Source organism: Maribacter corallii (genome assembly GCF_047345415.1).
In the GTDB taxonomy this organism is placed as follows: Bacteria; Bacteroidota; Bacteroidia; order Flavobacteriales; family Flavobacteriaceae; genus Maribacter_C.
This window is the reverse complement of sequence record NZ_JBLFEP010000001.1, coordinates 768479-782357: the sequence shown is the minus strand read 5'-3', so window position 1 is coordinate 782357 and position 13879 is coordinate 768479. Positions and strand designations below refer to the sequence as shown.

The 13879-nt window shown below is 43.7% G+C and carries 12 protein-coding genes; 7 read left to right on the top strand and 5 right to left on the bottom strand.

All coding sequences use genetic code 11. From position 1 onward, the window contains the following. Positions 1–618, top strand: a complete 618-nt coding sequence (gene bioD, locus ACKWCA_RS03625) for a dethiobiotin synthase (RefSeq protein ID WP_413976773.1) — start codon at positions 1–3, stop codon at positions 616–618. A 1-nt stretch (position 619) separates the two neighbouring features. On the opposite strand, the gene ACKWCA_RS03620 is transcribed toward bioD, so the two are convergent. Then, positions 620–2110 (bottom strand): ArnT family glycosyltransferase, encoded by a 1491-nt coding sequence (locus ACKWCA_RS03620; protein ID WP_413976772.1) that lies wholly within the window; start codon positions 2108–2110, stop codon positions 620–622. Positions 2111–2226: 116 nt separating this feature from the next. On the opposite strand from ACKWCA_RS03620, the gene bioA reads away from it, so the two are divergent. Then, a complete protein-coding gene (bioA, locus tag ACKWCA_RS03615; RefSeq protein WP_413976771.1) occupies positions 2227–3537 on the top strand; it encodes an adenosylmethionine--8-amino-7-oxononanoate transaminase in 1311 nt (436 codons plus the stop codon). Here bioA and ACKWCA_RS03610 read toward each other — a convergent pair. Next, complete coding sequence (locus tag ACKWCA_RS03610; protein WP_413976770.1) at positions 3529–3957, bottom strand: cytochrome c oxidase assembly factor Coa1 family protein; 429 nt, start codon at positions 3955–3957, stop codon at positions 3529–3531. The genes bioA and ACKWCA_RS03610 overlap by 9 nt on opposite strands. A 64-nt stretch (positions 3958–4021) precedes the next feature. Between ACKWCA_RS03610 and ACKWCA_RS03605 the strand changes: the two genes are divergently transcribed. Genes ACKWCA_RS03605 through ACKWCA_RS03595 form a run of 3 tightly spaced genes read left to right on the top strand, consistent with a single transcriptional unit; the run spans position 4022 to position 7305 of the window. Continuing rightward, positions 4022–5221, top strand: coding sequence for a beta-ketoacyl synthase N-terminal-like domain-containing protein (locus tag ACKWCA_RS03605; protein ID WP_413976769.1), 1200 nt, complete (start codon positions 4022–4024; stop codon positions 5219–5221). A 58-nt stretch (positions 5222–5279) separates the two neighbouring features. After that, positions 5280–5861 (top strand): hypothetical protein, encoded by a 582-nt coding sequence (locus ACKWCA_RS03600; protein ID WP_413976768.1) that lies wholly within the window; start codon positions 5280–5282, stop codon positions 5859–5861. A gap of 4 nt (positions 5862–5865) precedes the next feature. Beyond that, positions 5866–7305, top strand: coding sequence for a flotillin family protein (locus ACKWCA_RS03595; RefSeq protein ID WP_413976767.1), 1440 nt, complete (start codon positions 5866–5868; stop codon positions 7303–7305). A 72-nt stretch (positions 7306–7377) separates the two neighbouring features. Here the strand turns inward: ACKWCA_RS03595 and ACKWCA_RS03590 are convergent, their stop codons facing one another. After that, positions 7378–8628, bottom strand: a complete 1251-nt coding sequence (locus ACKWCA_RS03590; protein ID WP_413976766.1) for a family 16 glycosylhydrolase — start codon at positions 8626–8628, stop codon at positions 7378–7380. A gap of 228 nt (positions 8629–8856) precedes the next feature. On the opposite strand from ACKWCA_RS03590, the gene bioB reads away from it, so the two are divergent. Beyond that, positions 8857–9948 (top strand): biotin synthase BioB, encoded by a 1092-nt coding sequence (bioB, locus tag ACKWCA_RS03585; protein WP_413976765.1) that lies wholly within the window; start codon positions 8857–8859, stop codon positions 9946–9948. 76 nt (positions 9949–10024) lie between these two features. Next, the gene (locus ACKWCA_RS03580) at positions 10025–10882 is read left to right on the top strand and encodes a cupin-like domain-containing protein (protein WP_413976764.1); all 858 of its coding nucleotides are present in this window, start codon (positions 10025–10027) and stop codon (positions 10880–10882) included. 6 nt (positions 10883–10888) lie between these two features. On the opposite strand, the gene ACKWCA_RS03575 is transcribed toward ACKWCA_RS03580, so the two are convergent. Together ACKWCA_RS03575 and ACKWCA_RS03570 are read right to left on the bottom strand one after the other, a co-directional pair. Continuing rightward, positions 10889–11368 (bottom strand): regulatory protein RecX, encoded by a 480-nt coding sequence (locus ACKWCA_RS03575; protein WP_413976763.1) that lies wholly within the window; start codon positions 11366–11368, stop codon positions 10889–10891. 32 nt (positions 11369–11400) lie between these two features. Then, complete coding sequence (locus ACKWCA_RS03570; RefSeq protein WP_413976762.1) at positions 11401–13800, bottom strand: alpha-L-rhamnosidase-related protein; 2400 nt, start codon at positions 13798–13800, stop codon at positions 11401–11403. Positions 13801–13879 lie beyond the last annotated feature (79 nt).

Sequence of the window (13879 nt, the reverse complement as noted above, 5' to 3'; positions counted from 1 at the left end):
ATGCAGCAAATTTTCGTAACCGGAATATCAACGGAAGTGGGCAAGACCATAGCATCAGCCATCATCACCGAAGCACTTGAAGCCGATTATTGGAAACCGGTTCAGGCCGGGGAGTTAGACGCTACCGATAGTCATAAGGTAGCTGAGCTGGTGTCGAATACAAAAACGAAAATCCATCCGAGTAGTTATGAACTGACTTCGCCCATGAGTCCACATGCCGCAGCGGAAATTGACGGTGTTCGCATTGACAGGCATCATATTCATGAACCGAAAACGGAAAATCATTTGGTTATTGAGGGTGCAGGGGGGCTTTTAGTCCCATTGAACGAAGAGGATACCATATTGGACATTATCATGCCCAATTATAAGGTAATCGTTGTTTCAAGACACTACTTAGGTAGCATCAATCACTCGTTGTTGACGATCAATTGGTTAAAACAAAAAGGGTATGAGGTTTTCGTTCTATTCAGTGGGGCTCCAAATCCACATACCGAGAATATCATTTTGCACAAAACCGGAGTTTCTTTGATTGGGAGAATCGATGAGGAAGAAGTCTTTGATAAAAAGGTGGTCAAAGCCTATGCCGATAAACTCAGGCCCATTCTTCAAACGCTTTGATTCACCGTGTTTTTTTAACGTAAATTTCTGCCATATCCACAGTAATCGGGGCAGCATAGTCATTTTTTAAACGGGCATTGATATATGCATTTTCTTCGACAAGTTGCGGGTCGAAAATCGAACGGTTTTTTCGGATTACTACAGTGCGGGGTTGTATTTCTTCCATAATATATTTCAATTCTTCGACCGCGGTCTTTCTAGGGTTATCATAAAAACGAAAAAGCTCGTTTCTGCAGATATTGCTCGGATGGGTTGCCGATTGAACCGGAGGTTTTGCATCAAGGCCCCAATAACCGATATGATACCCTAAGAAGAGTATGTTTTTGGTGTCGATTTGCTTTTCCCTGATATAATTGGGTACGGTGATACCCTCACCATTGAAAAAGGTACCTCGTGTAACTTTGGTTTTGATGATATTGCCATATTCTAGATAACTTTCCGCCGGCATTAGTAGCAGGAGAAAAAAGGCATAGGGCCTATAGTTCCATTTTTTTAGATGCGGTATACGACTTACGAAGATGGCAAAGAGTACCATGAAAATCGGATGGAACTGAATCAGGTAATGTCCATTGATACGACCTCCTTTGATAAAGGAAAAAATGATGATTCCCACGGTCAGCACCAGCCATTTGATACTGTGGTTTTTGAAATCAAGGTAATTCTGTTTCCACGAGAAATAGAGGAATGCGCCAATAATAAGAGTGATGGGTAGAAACCCAAGTATAGAGTATCTGCGGGCGCCGGCATATTCCAGAGAAGCCAGCACAACCGATTTCCACCAAACCTCCGGGTACTGACTGAGATAGTATGGTAAAAAGGTCAAGAAGATCACTAAAACAATTCCAATGCTGAAAAACAAAGCCTTTAACAGGCCTGTTCCATACTTTTGATTTTTAAAATGGACGAACAGCAGATACATCCCCAATGCTACGACTACATAGGCCAAATTGAGCTTGGTCATAAGGGATAGGCCCATTAGAATTCCCGAAAGGATATACCACAAGACACCTTTCTTGGTCATCAGAAGGTACAAAGCAGGCATGAAAAAGAGCATACAGATATGCTCTGACATCACCCCCTGTAGGCTACCGAACATACTCAAAAGCATGACAGAGCCTATAGCGGCCCAAAGACCCACTTTTTTGGTAGTACAGGTCAGCGATATTTTGTACGTGTAAAATGCGGTAACGGCAACAACCAAGGCTCCCACCAAACGGATGGCGATGAAGCTTTTTCCAAAGACATAAATAATGCCCGCAAAGAACAGGTAGGTTACAGGAGGTTTCAGATCCCAAAGCTCGGTATAGGGCAAGTGACCCTCTACCCAAGATTGTCCCATAAGGATAAAGGTACTCTCATCACGATCGATATAATCTCGAAAGAAAAATGGCAGGCGTATAAAGAAGGAAATCAAAAAGAGAATGCCAAAAACAGTGCTGTGCTTAAGACGGGCATAGTTTAGGGTAAGCTTTTCAATGAAATCAGTAAGCATAGGTAATAAGGTAAACGATATTTAGGTCGATACGATTACATCGTGTTCTTTGGGTTAGTTTCTTGCTTTTGCATATCAAGCATCAAGCATCGAACTTCCCGCAAGAATTCCCATCTTTGCAAGATAGAGAAATCGAAAACTCCATGGGTGATACAGGCTTTAAAAAACTTTCGGAACGTGATAAAAAACACATCTGGCACCCGCTAACACAACATCAAACCGCTGCCCCACGTCTAGGAATCGTCAAGGCTGAAGGTGCTTTGATCTGGGATGAGGAGGGTAACGAATATATTGATGGTATTGCCTCATGGTATACTGCGATGTACGGACATTGTCATCCGCATATCGTGAATGCCCTAACCAAGCAAATGAATACCTTGGATTTTGTAATGTTCAGCGGCTTCACACATCAACCCGCAATCGATTTGTCGGAAAAACTAATCGAACTCCTTCCTAAAAATCAGGAAAAATTGTTTTTCAATGATAATGGCTCTACTGCTATTGAGGCTGGCATCAAGATGGCCATGCAGTACTATCATAACAAGGGCATCAAGCGAAACACCTTGATCGCTTTTGAGAACGGTTTTCATGGGGATACCTTTGCGGCGATGAGTGCCTCGGGATTATCATCTTACAACGGACCCTTCGAAGATTTTTTATTACAGGTAAAGCGGATACCCGTACCCCAGGAAGACACCATTGATGAGGTGATTCAAGCACTTGAAACGATTATTGCCGAAAATTCATGTATTGCCTTTGTGTTCGAACCTTTAGTGCAAGGTGCTGCAGGAATGAAGTTCCACTCGGCCAAAGGCCTTGATACCCTCATAAAGAAGTGCCGTGAAAATGATATCCTGACCCTTGCCGATGAAATCATGACCGGATTTGGAAAAACCGGCAAGAACTTTGCCTCGGATCATTTGCATCACAAACCGGACATTATTTGTTTGAGTAAGGCCTTGACGGCGGGTATGTTTCCACTGAGCATTACCAGTTGTTCGTTACAGGTCTATAACGCATTTTTAAGTGATGAGGTGTCAAAAGGTTTTTTTCATGCCCATACCTTCAGTGCACATCCCTTAGGATGCACTGCCGCCCTAGCCAGCCTAGAACTTTTAAACGCCGCTGAAATTGTTGACCGCCGTGAGTATATTGAAGAGGCGCACCGCGAGTTCGTCGCTAAAATAGAAGGTCATGACAAAGTTGAATCCGCCCGTTCGATCGGGGTGATACTCGCGGTCGATTTAAAAATCAAAAGTGATCGATATGGTTCGTTACGTGATGAACTTTACACATTTTTTATGAAAGAAGGGGTCAACCTTCGTCCTTTGGGCAATACGATTTACACCCTTCCCCCTTATGTAATTACCGATGCACAGTTACAAAAGATTTACAATGTGATAGTGCAAGCTTTGGAGCTATTCTAGCACATCGTTTTTTAGATCGATAGGTTCTTGGTCTTTGATTTCCACACGAATAACTTGATATGTCCAGTCATCGCCCTCACCGGTAGCCTCCACGAATAAAGTACCTTTTCCTTTGGGGCCTGATATGGGAATTTTCATATTGGCCGCTTTTTGCCCGTTGGTATAATTCCAACTTCCATTGACCATACCTTCTTTTTCTATGGGTGATCCCAGGGCATTGATAAGATTTTCGTCCGTATTTATCTTTTCCAATGCATATTCATAGGGCTGCGAATCTTCTATCGCGTTGGCTACGCCATAGAAAATGGAACCAATGGCAATAACCCCGATAATCAGAATAGAGAGGCAACCACCAACAGGTACCGCCCATTTCCAATTTCTTTTCCACCAACTCGGTTGAGGTACCAATTCATTGTTCATGGTTTCATGCATTTACTAGCTAGATGAAGATAAGAACTTTATTTTTGCTGGAAATAGTACAGCATTGTCAACACCGATTTCCATAACCAGTATCGCTTCGATTTCACCACTTGGTGCTTCCTTAAAGGAAATAGGGAAGGCATATCGAACTTCGGATCATCATTTCAGACAAAAAGAGTTCAACGGAAATCTTGAGTGGGTGGCCCCTTTGTCAGAAGAGATCAGGGCTGAAGTGACCCAATTGAAGCAGTCGACCGCCCATTATAAAATGTTGGACGATAGTGTTCTTTTTGCTATTTACGCGGCTAGAAAGGCCATAATAGATGCGGACTGGCAATCGGAAAACGATTTTGGGATCAATATCGGTTCCTCTAGAGGGGCAACGACCTTATTCGAAAAGTACCACGAAGACTTTATCACTCACAAGAAGGCAGCGACATTGGCATCGCCGACCACTACTTTGGGCAATATATCATCTTGGGTGGCCCACGACCTGAATTCAAGAGGACCTGAAATATCACACTCCATTACGTGCTCTACGGCTTTACATTCGTTATTGAACGGAGTGGCCTGGCTTCGCAGCGGAATGGCAGAACGATTTCTGGTCGGAGGGAGTGAGGCGCCGCTTACCCCTTTTACCCTTGCTCAGATGAGAGCATTGAAAATCTATTCTTCTGTACCCTCAGCTCCGTTCAACGACCAAGATATTGAGGTAGGGGAGCGCAGCCAAAGCTACCCTTGCCGTGCACTGGACTTTAGCAAAACCCAAAACGCTATGGTTTTAGGGGAAGCCGCTTCCATGGCCTGTTTGGAGAAGGGAGTTTCAGAAAAAACCCTGGCAGTTGTGGAAGGATTAGGGTATGCTACCGAAATCTTGGAGCACAATGTCTCTATTTCCACCGATGCCAAGTGTTTTCAACGATCTATGGCAATGGCCCTAGGGAAATTAAGGCCTGAGGAAATCGATGTGGTCGTGATGCATGCGCCGGGCACTGTGAAGGGTGATCGCTCTGAATTTACTGCGATTCAAAAGGTTTTTTGTAACAAAATTCCCTTTCTGACTACGAATAAGTGGAAAGTAGGTCACACCTTTGGGGCCTCAGGGTTGTTGAGTATTGAAATGGCCATTTTAATGTTACAACAGCAAGAAGTGATAAAGGTTCCCTATACCGATGAGTTTCAAACACCTTCAAAGATTAAGAAAGTGATGGTCAACGCCGTCGGTTTTGGCGGAAATGCGGTAAGTGTTTTACTTTCTATTTGAGTTTACACGTATTCCTGTAAAAGGTATTATCTTACAATTTTAAACTAAAAAACTAGCTATGGAAGAATGGTTCGCAGCGTTGGCGCTATTTGAAAAAATCTATTGGGGTATTGCTCTCATTTCATCCGTAATATTTGTGATTCTACTCGTCATGACATTGCTTGGTGGTGATGCCGAAGATTTTGACGGAGGTGATGTAGATGCCGATATTGATGGGGATACGGGAATTGAATTTCAGTTTTTGTCCTTTAAGAACCTTATGGGCTTTTTTACCATTTTCGGATGGTCTGGTATCGCCTGTCTTGACAGTGGTTTGTCTACAGGTTTGACCGTTTTGATTTCTACTATTTGCGGCTTATTGATGATGTTCGTCATGGCTGCGCTCTTCTATTACTTAGGAAAATTGCAGAGTAGTGGTACATTGAGACTGAAAAATGCATTGAACGAGGTGGGCGAGGTCTACCTGACCATAGGGGCCAATCGCGCAAGTATCGGGAAGGTGAGTGTTACCGTACAGGGTACCTTGCGAGAGCTTGAAGCCCTTACCGATGAAGACAAAGACCTTGTTCTTGGCAATGTTGTCCGTGTCAAGAGTATTACCGATAACGGAATATTAATTGTTGAACTATTAAACAAATAACCATATGATCTTGATTCCATTACAACTCGGCGGGAGCGCCTCATTATTGGCCATTGGCTTTGCAATACTCTTCTTTTTCATCATTATTATTTCTTTCATACGAAGGTACAAACGGTGTCCGTCGGATCGTATTCTGGTTGTATATGGTAAAGTCGGAGGTGGTAATTCCGCCAAGTGTGTACATGGTGGTGCCGCATTTATCTGGCCTGTAATCCAAGATTATCAATTTTTGGACTTGACCCCGATTTCCATAGAGGTGAATTTGGTCAATGCCTTAAGTAAGCAAAATATCAGGGTTAATGTTCCTTCGAGGTTTACCATTGGTGTTTCTACCGAACCGGGTATCATGCAGAATGCGGCGGAACGTCTTTTGGGGCTTGGTCAAAATGAAATTCAAGAGCTGGCACAGGAAATTATATTCGGTCAATTGCGTTTGGTCGTTGCTTCGATGGATATTGAAGAGATCAATTCCGATAGAGACAAATTTCTTACCAATATTTCTCAAAGTGTTGAATCCGAATTGAAAAAAGTTGGACTTAAGCTGATCAATGTGAATATTACGGATATCGTTGATGAATCCGGTTATATTGAAGCTTTGGGGAAAGAAGCCGCTGCCCATGCAATCAATGCCGCTCGTAAATCGGTGGCCGAAAAGAACAGAGACGGATCAATTGGTGAAGCAAATGCCCTGCAAGATGAACGGACCCAGGTTGCTGCTGCCAACGCGCAAGCCGTTGAAGGTGAGAATATTGCAAAAATTGATGTGGCCAATTCAGACTCTTTAAGGCGTCAGCGAGAAGCTGAAGCCGAACGCACGGCGATAGCAGCCGAAAAAGTTCAGGCCGCGAAAGCGCTCGAAGAATCATATGCAGCTGAAAAAAATGCCGAAATCGCAAGGGCAGAGCGCGTACGCAGTTCCCAAGTGGCCGATATCGTAGTACCGGCAGAAATCGACAAAAGAAAAGTTGAAATCGATGCGGAGGCAGAAGCCGAACAAATACGGAGAAAAGCTAAAGGTGAGGCGGATGCGATTCTTTTTAAGGCACAGGCCGAGGCACAGGGTCTTTTGGAGATCTTGACCAAACAAGCGCAAGGTCTTGATGAGATAGTAAAGGCTGCGGGTAACGATCCCAAGGATGCCGTATTGTTGTTAGTGGCCGACAAGCTTCCCGAGTTAGTAAAAACTCAGGCCGAGGCTATCAAGAATATTAAAATAGACAAGGTTACAGTTTGGGATTCCGGTGCAAAAACGGAGGATGGAAAAGGGTCTACCGCCAATTTTATTTCCGGGATGTATAAATCGGTACCGCCCTTACAAGAGATGTTTAATATGGCCGGAATGCAATTGCCGGAATACCTCAAAGGAAAAGATATCGCTTCTGAGGAAGACAAAAAGAAAGCGAAGAGCGATACTCAAAATAAGACTAAAGGCGAGGACAAATAACGATTTGATGCTTTAAAAGCCCAAGAAACAAGTTGCCTTGGGCTTTTTATACAGAGGGTGTTGTTTTGGAGGTTAACCTTTGGTAGTGGCATAAATGGTCTTTCCATCTAAACTGGTCAAGGCTGCTTTGAATGTGTGATTTTCAGAGTTCATCCCTTCTACATTTAAGGTCTTGATATCTTTCCCATAGCCCGCTAGCACGGTAATCGACGTTTCGAAAACTACGGCGCCGGTTTCATCCATCATGCTGAACGTTATTTGGTTGTTCGTATTTGCCTTGTACACATAGGGAAGAGTTACTTTTTCATTCGCAATTTGAGGGGCTTCAAAAAAACGAATTTCTTCGGTATAGATTTGGCTGCCTTGACCGTTGAAATTTTCAGTGTTCTGTACGGTTTCCCCAATATCGACCAATGTATACGAACGTACCCAGTCATAGTATGACGTATTGATGTCGTTATTGACGAGCTGTTCATTGGTCGGGTAAGGCTTGGCCCAGTCGTAGGTTTCCGTTACCATATTGATGCCCATAGGCCTCGGAAATGGGGTGTCGACCACATCGGTTCGTACTTGAACATCTCCGATGAATCGGTCATCCGAATAGAAAGCTACCTCATTAGGGTTTTTCCAATAAGCACCATAGGTATGAAAATCTTCCCAAGATTCAGAACTTAAGGTTGCGTTGACCAGTTGTCCATTGCCCTCAATGGCATTGTTTCCTGCCGAATAAAATTTTTCTTTCCCCCCGGCACAGTCAATGTAGCGATAGTGGGTATTGAAATTCATATTTTTTTTGAACTTATCCCCAATACCGATATTCCCTCCAATACTTTCGGCAATATCCAGTTCTTGGCTGAATTCATCTTTGGCACAATTACCATTGCTGATTTTGGTTGCAAAATCGACCGGTACTTTTCCATTTGACATCCAAAATGTGGTTGACATGGGAATTCTGGAAGCCTTAAATCGCGCTTCGTAATACCCGAAATGAGCAGTTTTTTCCAACGACTGCACGGCGCCTCCTTTAATGCTGTATTTCGCTTTTGTATGTTCTTTGACAGTTGAATCTAAGACGCCATTTCTTATTTGTAGCATTCCCTTGTTTACCGAAACCGCATCCGGAGAAAAATAGCCAGGTGTCCTGCCCTCCCAACCAACATAACTATTACGCCACTTTCTAGAATCCAGTTCTTGTCCGTTAAATTCATCTGAATATTGCAGGTTCAAGACCCATCGTTTTCCGATTTCCGGTTCGGGTGGATCCGTTTTGACTGTGTATATCGATGGTACTATGGATAGAAAAGCAAGTAGTATCAGTTTCATAATATCAGGTATCTGACGCAAGGTATCTATCCATTTACCGCTTAGGGAGGTTAAATGCCCCAAAATCTATCACAAATGTGTTTTATATGCCAAAAGGTCTGAAAATCAAATGTACCCGATATATGTGATTTCATGCTACAGCTTTCGGATTCGATCTATAATTACGACCGGATATTGGATTTTTTTGATTGAATGGTCTATTTTTGACCCCATAAGAATTCTGAGCATATGAGTGAGGTGAGAAACAACTGGACCAAGCAGGAAATACTGGATATTTACAATAAACCCTTGATGGAGCTGCTGTATGAGGCGGCGACCATACATAGAGAACATCATGATCCCAATACGGTTCAAGTGTCAACCTTGCTTTCCATTAAAACGGGAGGATGTCCTGAAGACTGTGGTTACTGTCCACAAGCGGCCCGTTATCATACGGATATCGAAGGCAATGACCTGATGACCGTTTCCCATGTGAAGGCACAGGCGTTGCGGGCCAAAGCTTCGGGGAGTTCTCGAGTGTGTATGGGTGCGGCTTGGCGCAATGTAAAAGATGGCCCCGAATTCGATCAAGTACTCGAAATGGTGCGAACCATCAATAAGCTTGACATGGAGGTCTGTTGTACGCTGGGGATGTTGACAGAAAACCAAGCGAAACGGTTGGCCGAGGCCGGGCTATATGCCTATAACCATAATCTGGACACTTCTGAAGATTACTATAAAGATGTCATTTCTACCCGAGCTTTTGAAGATCGTTTGGAAACTATTGAAAACGTGCGAAAAAGTAATGTAACTGTCTGTAGCGGTGGTATTATCGGCATGGGTGAAGCTTTAGAAGATCGCGCCGGAATGTTAGTGGCGCTATCATCATTGAACCCACAACCTGAATCGGTTCCCATTAATGCCTTGGTGGCTGTTGAGGGAACCCCGATGGCCGAGATGGAACCGATCTCCATTTGGGAAATGATCCGGATGGTAGCCACCACACGAATTGTACTGCCCGAAACCCAGGTGCGCTTGTCCGCAGGTAGAACCGAAATGAGTCGCGAAGGGCAGGCCATGTGTTTCTTTGCCGGGGCAAATTCCATTTTCGCGGGCGACAAATTATTGACCACGCCCAATCCCGATGTGAACGAGGATATGGAAATGTTCAAATTATTGGGTTTGAATCCGCAAAAAGCCTTTACAAAAATTTCCCAACCCAAGACGGTGGAGGCCAAGGACTCTGAACTACAACCACTTGGGGAAAAACCCAGATGGAGCCGCCCCGAGCACACCATTGAGCGCAATGAGGCTGCAAAAGCGGCCAGACTTAGCGAATAAGACTACATTAATTTTATTTTAAGATAAAGTTATTGTTATGATTTTTAAATTTGGGCAATAAACAACCCCTCTACCATTGAAGTTAATTGAAGTTCCAAGGGTCAAGTCTATCTCGAAAAAGGACTTTCGAAAATACTATTTGAAACCTCAAAAGCCCGTTGTGATCGAAAGCCTCGAGGAGCCATGGCCTGCCCATTCCAAATGGTCTTTGAAGTACATGAAAGCCGTGGCCGGAGATAAGATCGTTCCCTTATATGATGATCGCCCCGTACGTCATGATGATGGTTTTAACGAGCCCCATGCCCAGATGCGCATGGCAGAGTATATCGATTTGCTGGAAAGGGAGCCTACCAAGTATCGCATTTTTCTGTGGAATATTCTCAAAGAGGTACCTGAACTTCAAAAAGACTTTACATACCCTGATTTTGGGATACGCCTATTCAAGCATGTGCCGATGTTGTTCTTTGGTGGGCGTGATTCGCACACGTTTATGCACTACGATATTGATTTGGCCAATATCTTCCATTTTCATTTTCAGGGCGAAAAGGAATGTATTTTATTCCCACAATCGGAAAGAAAGTATCTGTACAAAGTCCCACATTCGTTGATTACCCATGAGAGCATTGATTTTTCGAATCCGGATTATGCGCAATGGCCAGCACTAAAAATGGCAACCGGTTACAAGGTCCGTCTAAGGCACGGTGAGGTGTTATTTATGCCCGAGGGCTATTGGCACCATATGAAATACATTACTCCTGGATTTTCAATGAGCCTAAGGGCCTTGGCAAGGAGCCCTAAAAACTTGGCCAGAGCAAGCTATAACATTCTGTTCATGCGTCATTTTGATGTGCTCATGCGAAAACTTAAAGGGCAACAGTGGATCGACTGGAAGAATGAAAAGGCGATTAAGCGCACGGATAGCGTTCTGGCCTAGTGCTTTCTAAGGAATCAATTCCTTGAGTTTACCATATACTAAATGGCTCTCCCAACCCCTGTATAGTAAATAATCCGCAAGCTTTTTTCTTCGTTTTTGTGTATGGGTCTCCTTGATTTGGGCAAGGCGTTTTTTTGACAGGCTGTCAAGTGTCTCCATGTAGGCGGTGTCATCGATTTCTTTGAGTGCGGTATCAATATTGAATCTTGAAATCTGACGTTGCCTTAATTCGGAAACAATACGATTGCGCCCCCATTTTTTGGTATTGAATTTTCCACGGGCATAGCTTCTTGCAAAGCGTTCTTCGTTTAAATAGTTCTGTCGGATCAAGTGGTAAACGATTTCATCGATAGCCTGTGGTATCATACCCATATCCTTTAATTTTTGAACCACTTCTTTATGGCAACGTTCTTGGTAAGCGCAATACCCTTCCAATTTTCGGGTTGCTTCTTTTAGCGTATAGGTTTCGGTTTTTTGAAATGGCATGGGTTACGAATAGATTGAAAACATAGTGGGAATTAATCTGGGAGTACTCCGATTTCGATTTGTTTTTCTTTGGAGGTAAAAATCGAAATCCCTTCTTCATTACTTTGTTCTATACCTTCAGAGAGATCATAGCTTTCAGAAGCTTTATAAGGAAGTCTTACTTCAACTGTCCAATCTGGTTGGGTTTGGGTTACTTTCAATTTTAGGCCTCCCCCTGAAGTATCGTAATGAATGGCTACCGAATTACCATCAATGGAAACATTTTCAAGTGAAGCGACATCCCACTCCGTTGGCATTTGAGGTTGTATGATTACTTTTTTATGGGCTGCGTCGGGTTGAATACCGAAGAATTGATGAACTATCGGTACGGCATAACTATAGATATTCCAGGCTTGTGTCATCATGCCATAGTCAGGGGAAACCTCATAGATGCTTCCTGGGAGTGCGTAGCTGAAGGTCCGGGTCATTCTTTTCAAATAATTCAAGGCCTTATCTGGGCGGCCATAGTTATTTTCGGAAACAACTTGAACCCCTGTGGGTAATGTCATTACGGCTCCGGTATAGGAAAACACCTTACTTCCTTTAAAGGAACCGTCATCAGAACCGGCAGAATCATCACGGTCGATTCCGGTGACGAATACCCCGAACGGATTGACGAATTTTTCGGCGGTCTCCAAGGCTTTGAGTGCTTTTGTTGCATCGGGAATCTGCATTTCCATTGGTGTATTGACGACCCAGTTATGATGTAAAACAAAAGGGCGTGGCTTTTTCGAGGGGTTCGAAAGAATTTTGTTTTTCGTTTCTTTTAGCTCCGCAACGGCCCATGGTTTATTCAAGGTGTCGGCTCTAATTATGGCATCTTCGATGAGGTGGAGCGCTTGTTCGTCAGTTCCGATAAAATCAGCAAAAGAATTGAATTCCTCAGACCAGAACGCCTCGTTTATCTTGTTCTTTAATTTCTCTGCCGTTTTCTTGTATTCTTTCGAAAGGGCATCCTTACCCAAGACTTGGGCAATTTTCGATGCATCTGAAAAAGCACGTTGGGTGTAGGCCGCCACGTCGATCATTTCACTATCAAGCCCGTGTATTTCCATCATTCCGAAGCCATCTGGGAAGAGATTTTTATTGGTGTCGTTTTCATCCATGAGCCAGTTCAACCCTTTCTGGATGGTCGGAAAATAGTTTTCAAGAAAGGCCTCATCCCCGTTCCATCGGTAGATTTCCCAAATCAAGGAGGCAAACTGAGGGGTTTCATTGATATTACCTAGGTTAAAAACCGCTCCGTTGGTCGACATTTCGTGAATGATCTTGCCATTGCCATTTACGGCATTCGAAACACTGTCGAGCAATTGAATGGTTCGGTATACCGTTTCCTCTTGACCGATGGCCATATATCCTTTTAACGCATATTCACTGTCTACGCCGAACCACCATGGATAATCGGGAATACCTGCAGTAATGCCTGTTCCGATTTCGGGAACGGTTTGCACGAGCCAATCACAATTGTATTTGAGCCATTCGAAAGCCTCCTCGATATCCTTGTCCGGTATCGTTAACTTAGATTGGGCCGCAAGCGTTTGATAGTGTTCCTTTTTCTGCTTCAAATAACCCATGGTGTTCGATCTGATATCCAGATAGTTGTCTATAACGGCAGTTCTTGAAGCATAAGACCCGGCAATGGTAAAGCGGATTGTTTTTGTCGTCTGCGCGGGAACGGAAATGGCATAATTTAGCCGACCGGAAGCCCCATGGCCCCTATAGGCTTTAGACGTTATTTTTTTCTGATTGACCGACGGCAGATTTGCTCCGAACAAGACGAACCAATCATTCTTGGCATCCTTTACCAGCCAGGCATCCTTGTCTACTAGGTACTCTGCTACATCTGTCGTATCGATCATTTGGGTACGCTCGCCCAACCAAGTTGGTCTCAAATCAGCATGTCCGGTAAATGAAAATTGGAATTCCTGTTGCCCCTGCCCCATATTTTCTAAAAGGTATTCTACAACGATACCTTGTTTATTCATAGGAACGAATTGGGTACGCACAACGGTCATATTTTGCTCTTTAAGAGTATACCGATGCGAATTGGCCATGGAATAGTTTGTAAATTCATCCGCACTATCTAATGATATGGTGTTGTCTGGCCAAATAAGTTCGGCGCTGAACCCATCCAGCAGTTTGATCGGGTGGTTCCATATGCCGCCCATTTCCCCTTTGATATGCCATCCGATTTCCGGGAACGACCCATCTTGGTGGCCTACCATATACACACGATTTCCGGGGGTGACGAATGGGGATGCAAGATAGTCCGGCTTGCCCGTAATCGATGTCGTCTCCGATAAGACATCTACAAAGGCCCCTATTTTTACGTCCTCTCTACAACCTATAAAAAAGAAGATTAAGATGGTGAAGAAAAGGTATTTGGGTTTCATGGTATGGACATTGGAATTTGCTCCGAATTTACTAAATAAAAAATGGTCGAACTAAAAGAAACGATTGCGTGAAAATTCG

What these genes read in the sequence shown, in the direction of transcription:
- bioD (WP_413976773.1), top strand. Translation starts at nt 1, where the DNA reads ATGCAGCAAATTTTCGTAACCGGAATATCAACGGAAGTGGGCAAGACC.
- ACKWCA_RS03620 (WP_413976772.1), bottom strand. Translation starts at nt 2,110, where the DNA reads ATGCTTACTGATTTCATTGAAAAGCTTACCCTAAACTATGCCCGTCTT.
- ACKWCA_RS03610 (WP_413976770.1), bottom strand. Translation starts at nt 3,957, where the DNA reads ATGAACAATGAATTGGTACCTCAACCGAGTTGGTGGAAAAGAAATTGG.
- ACKWCA_RS03600 (WP_413976768.1), top strand. Translation starts at nt 5,280, where the DNA reads ATGGAAGAATGGTTCGCAGCGTTGGCGCTATTTGAAAAAATCTATTGG.
- ACKWCA_RS03595 (WP_413976767.1), top strand. Translation starts at nt 5,866, where the DNA reads ATGATCTTGATTCCATTACAACTCGGCGGGAGCGCCTCATTATTGGCC.
- ACKWCA_RS03590 (WP_413976766.1), bottom strand. Translation starts at nt 8,628, where the DNA reads ATGAAACTGATACTACTTGCTTTTCTATCCATAGTACCATCGATATAC.
- bioB (WP_413976765.1), top strand. Translation starts at nt 8,857, where the DNA reads ATGAGTGAGGTGAGAAACAACTGGACCAAGCAGGAAATACTGGATATT.
- ACKWCA_RS03575 (WP_413976763.1), bottom strand. Translation starts at nt 11,368, where the DNA reads ATGCCATTTCAAAAAACCGAAACCTATACGCTAAAAGAAGCAACCCGA.
- ACKWCA_RS03570 (WP_413976762.1), bottom strand. Translation starts at nt 13,800, where the DNA reads ATGAAACCCAAATACCTTTTCTTCACCATCTTAATCTTCTTTTTTATA.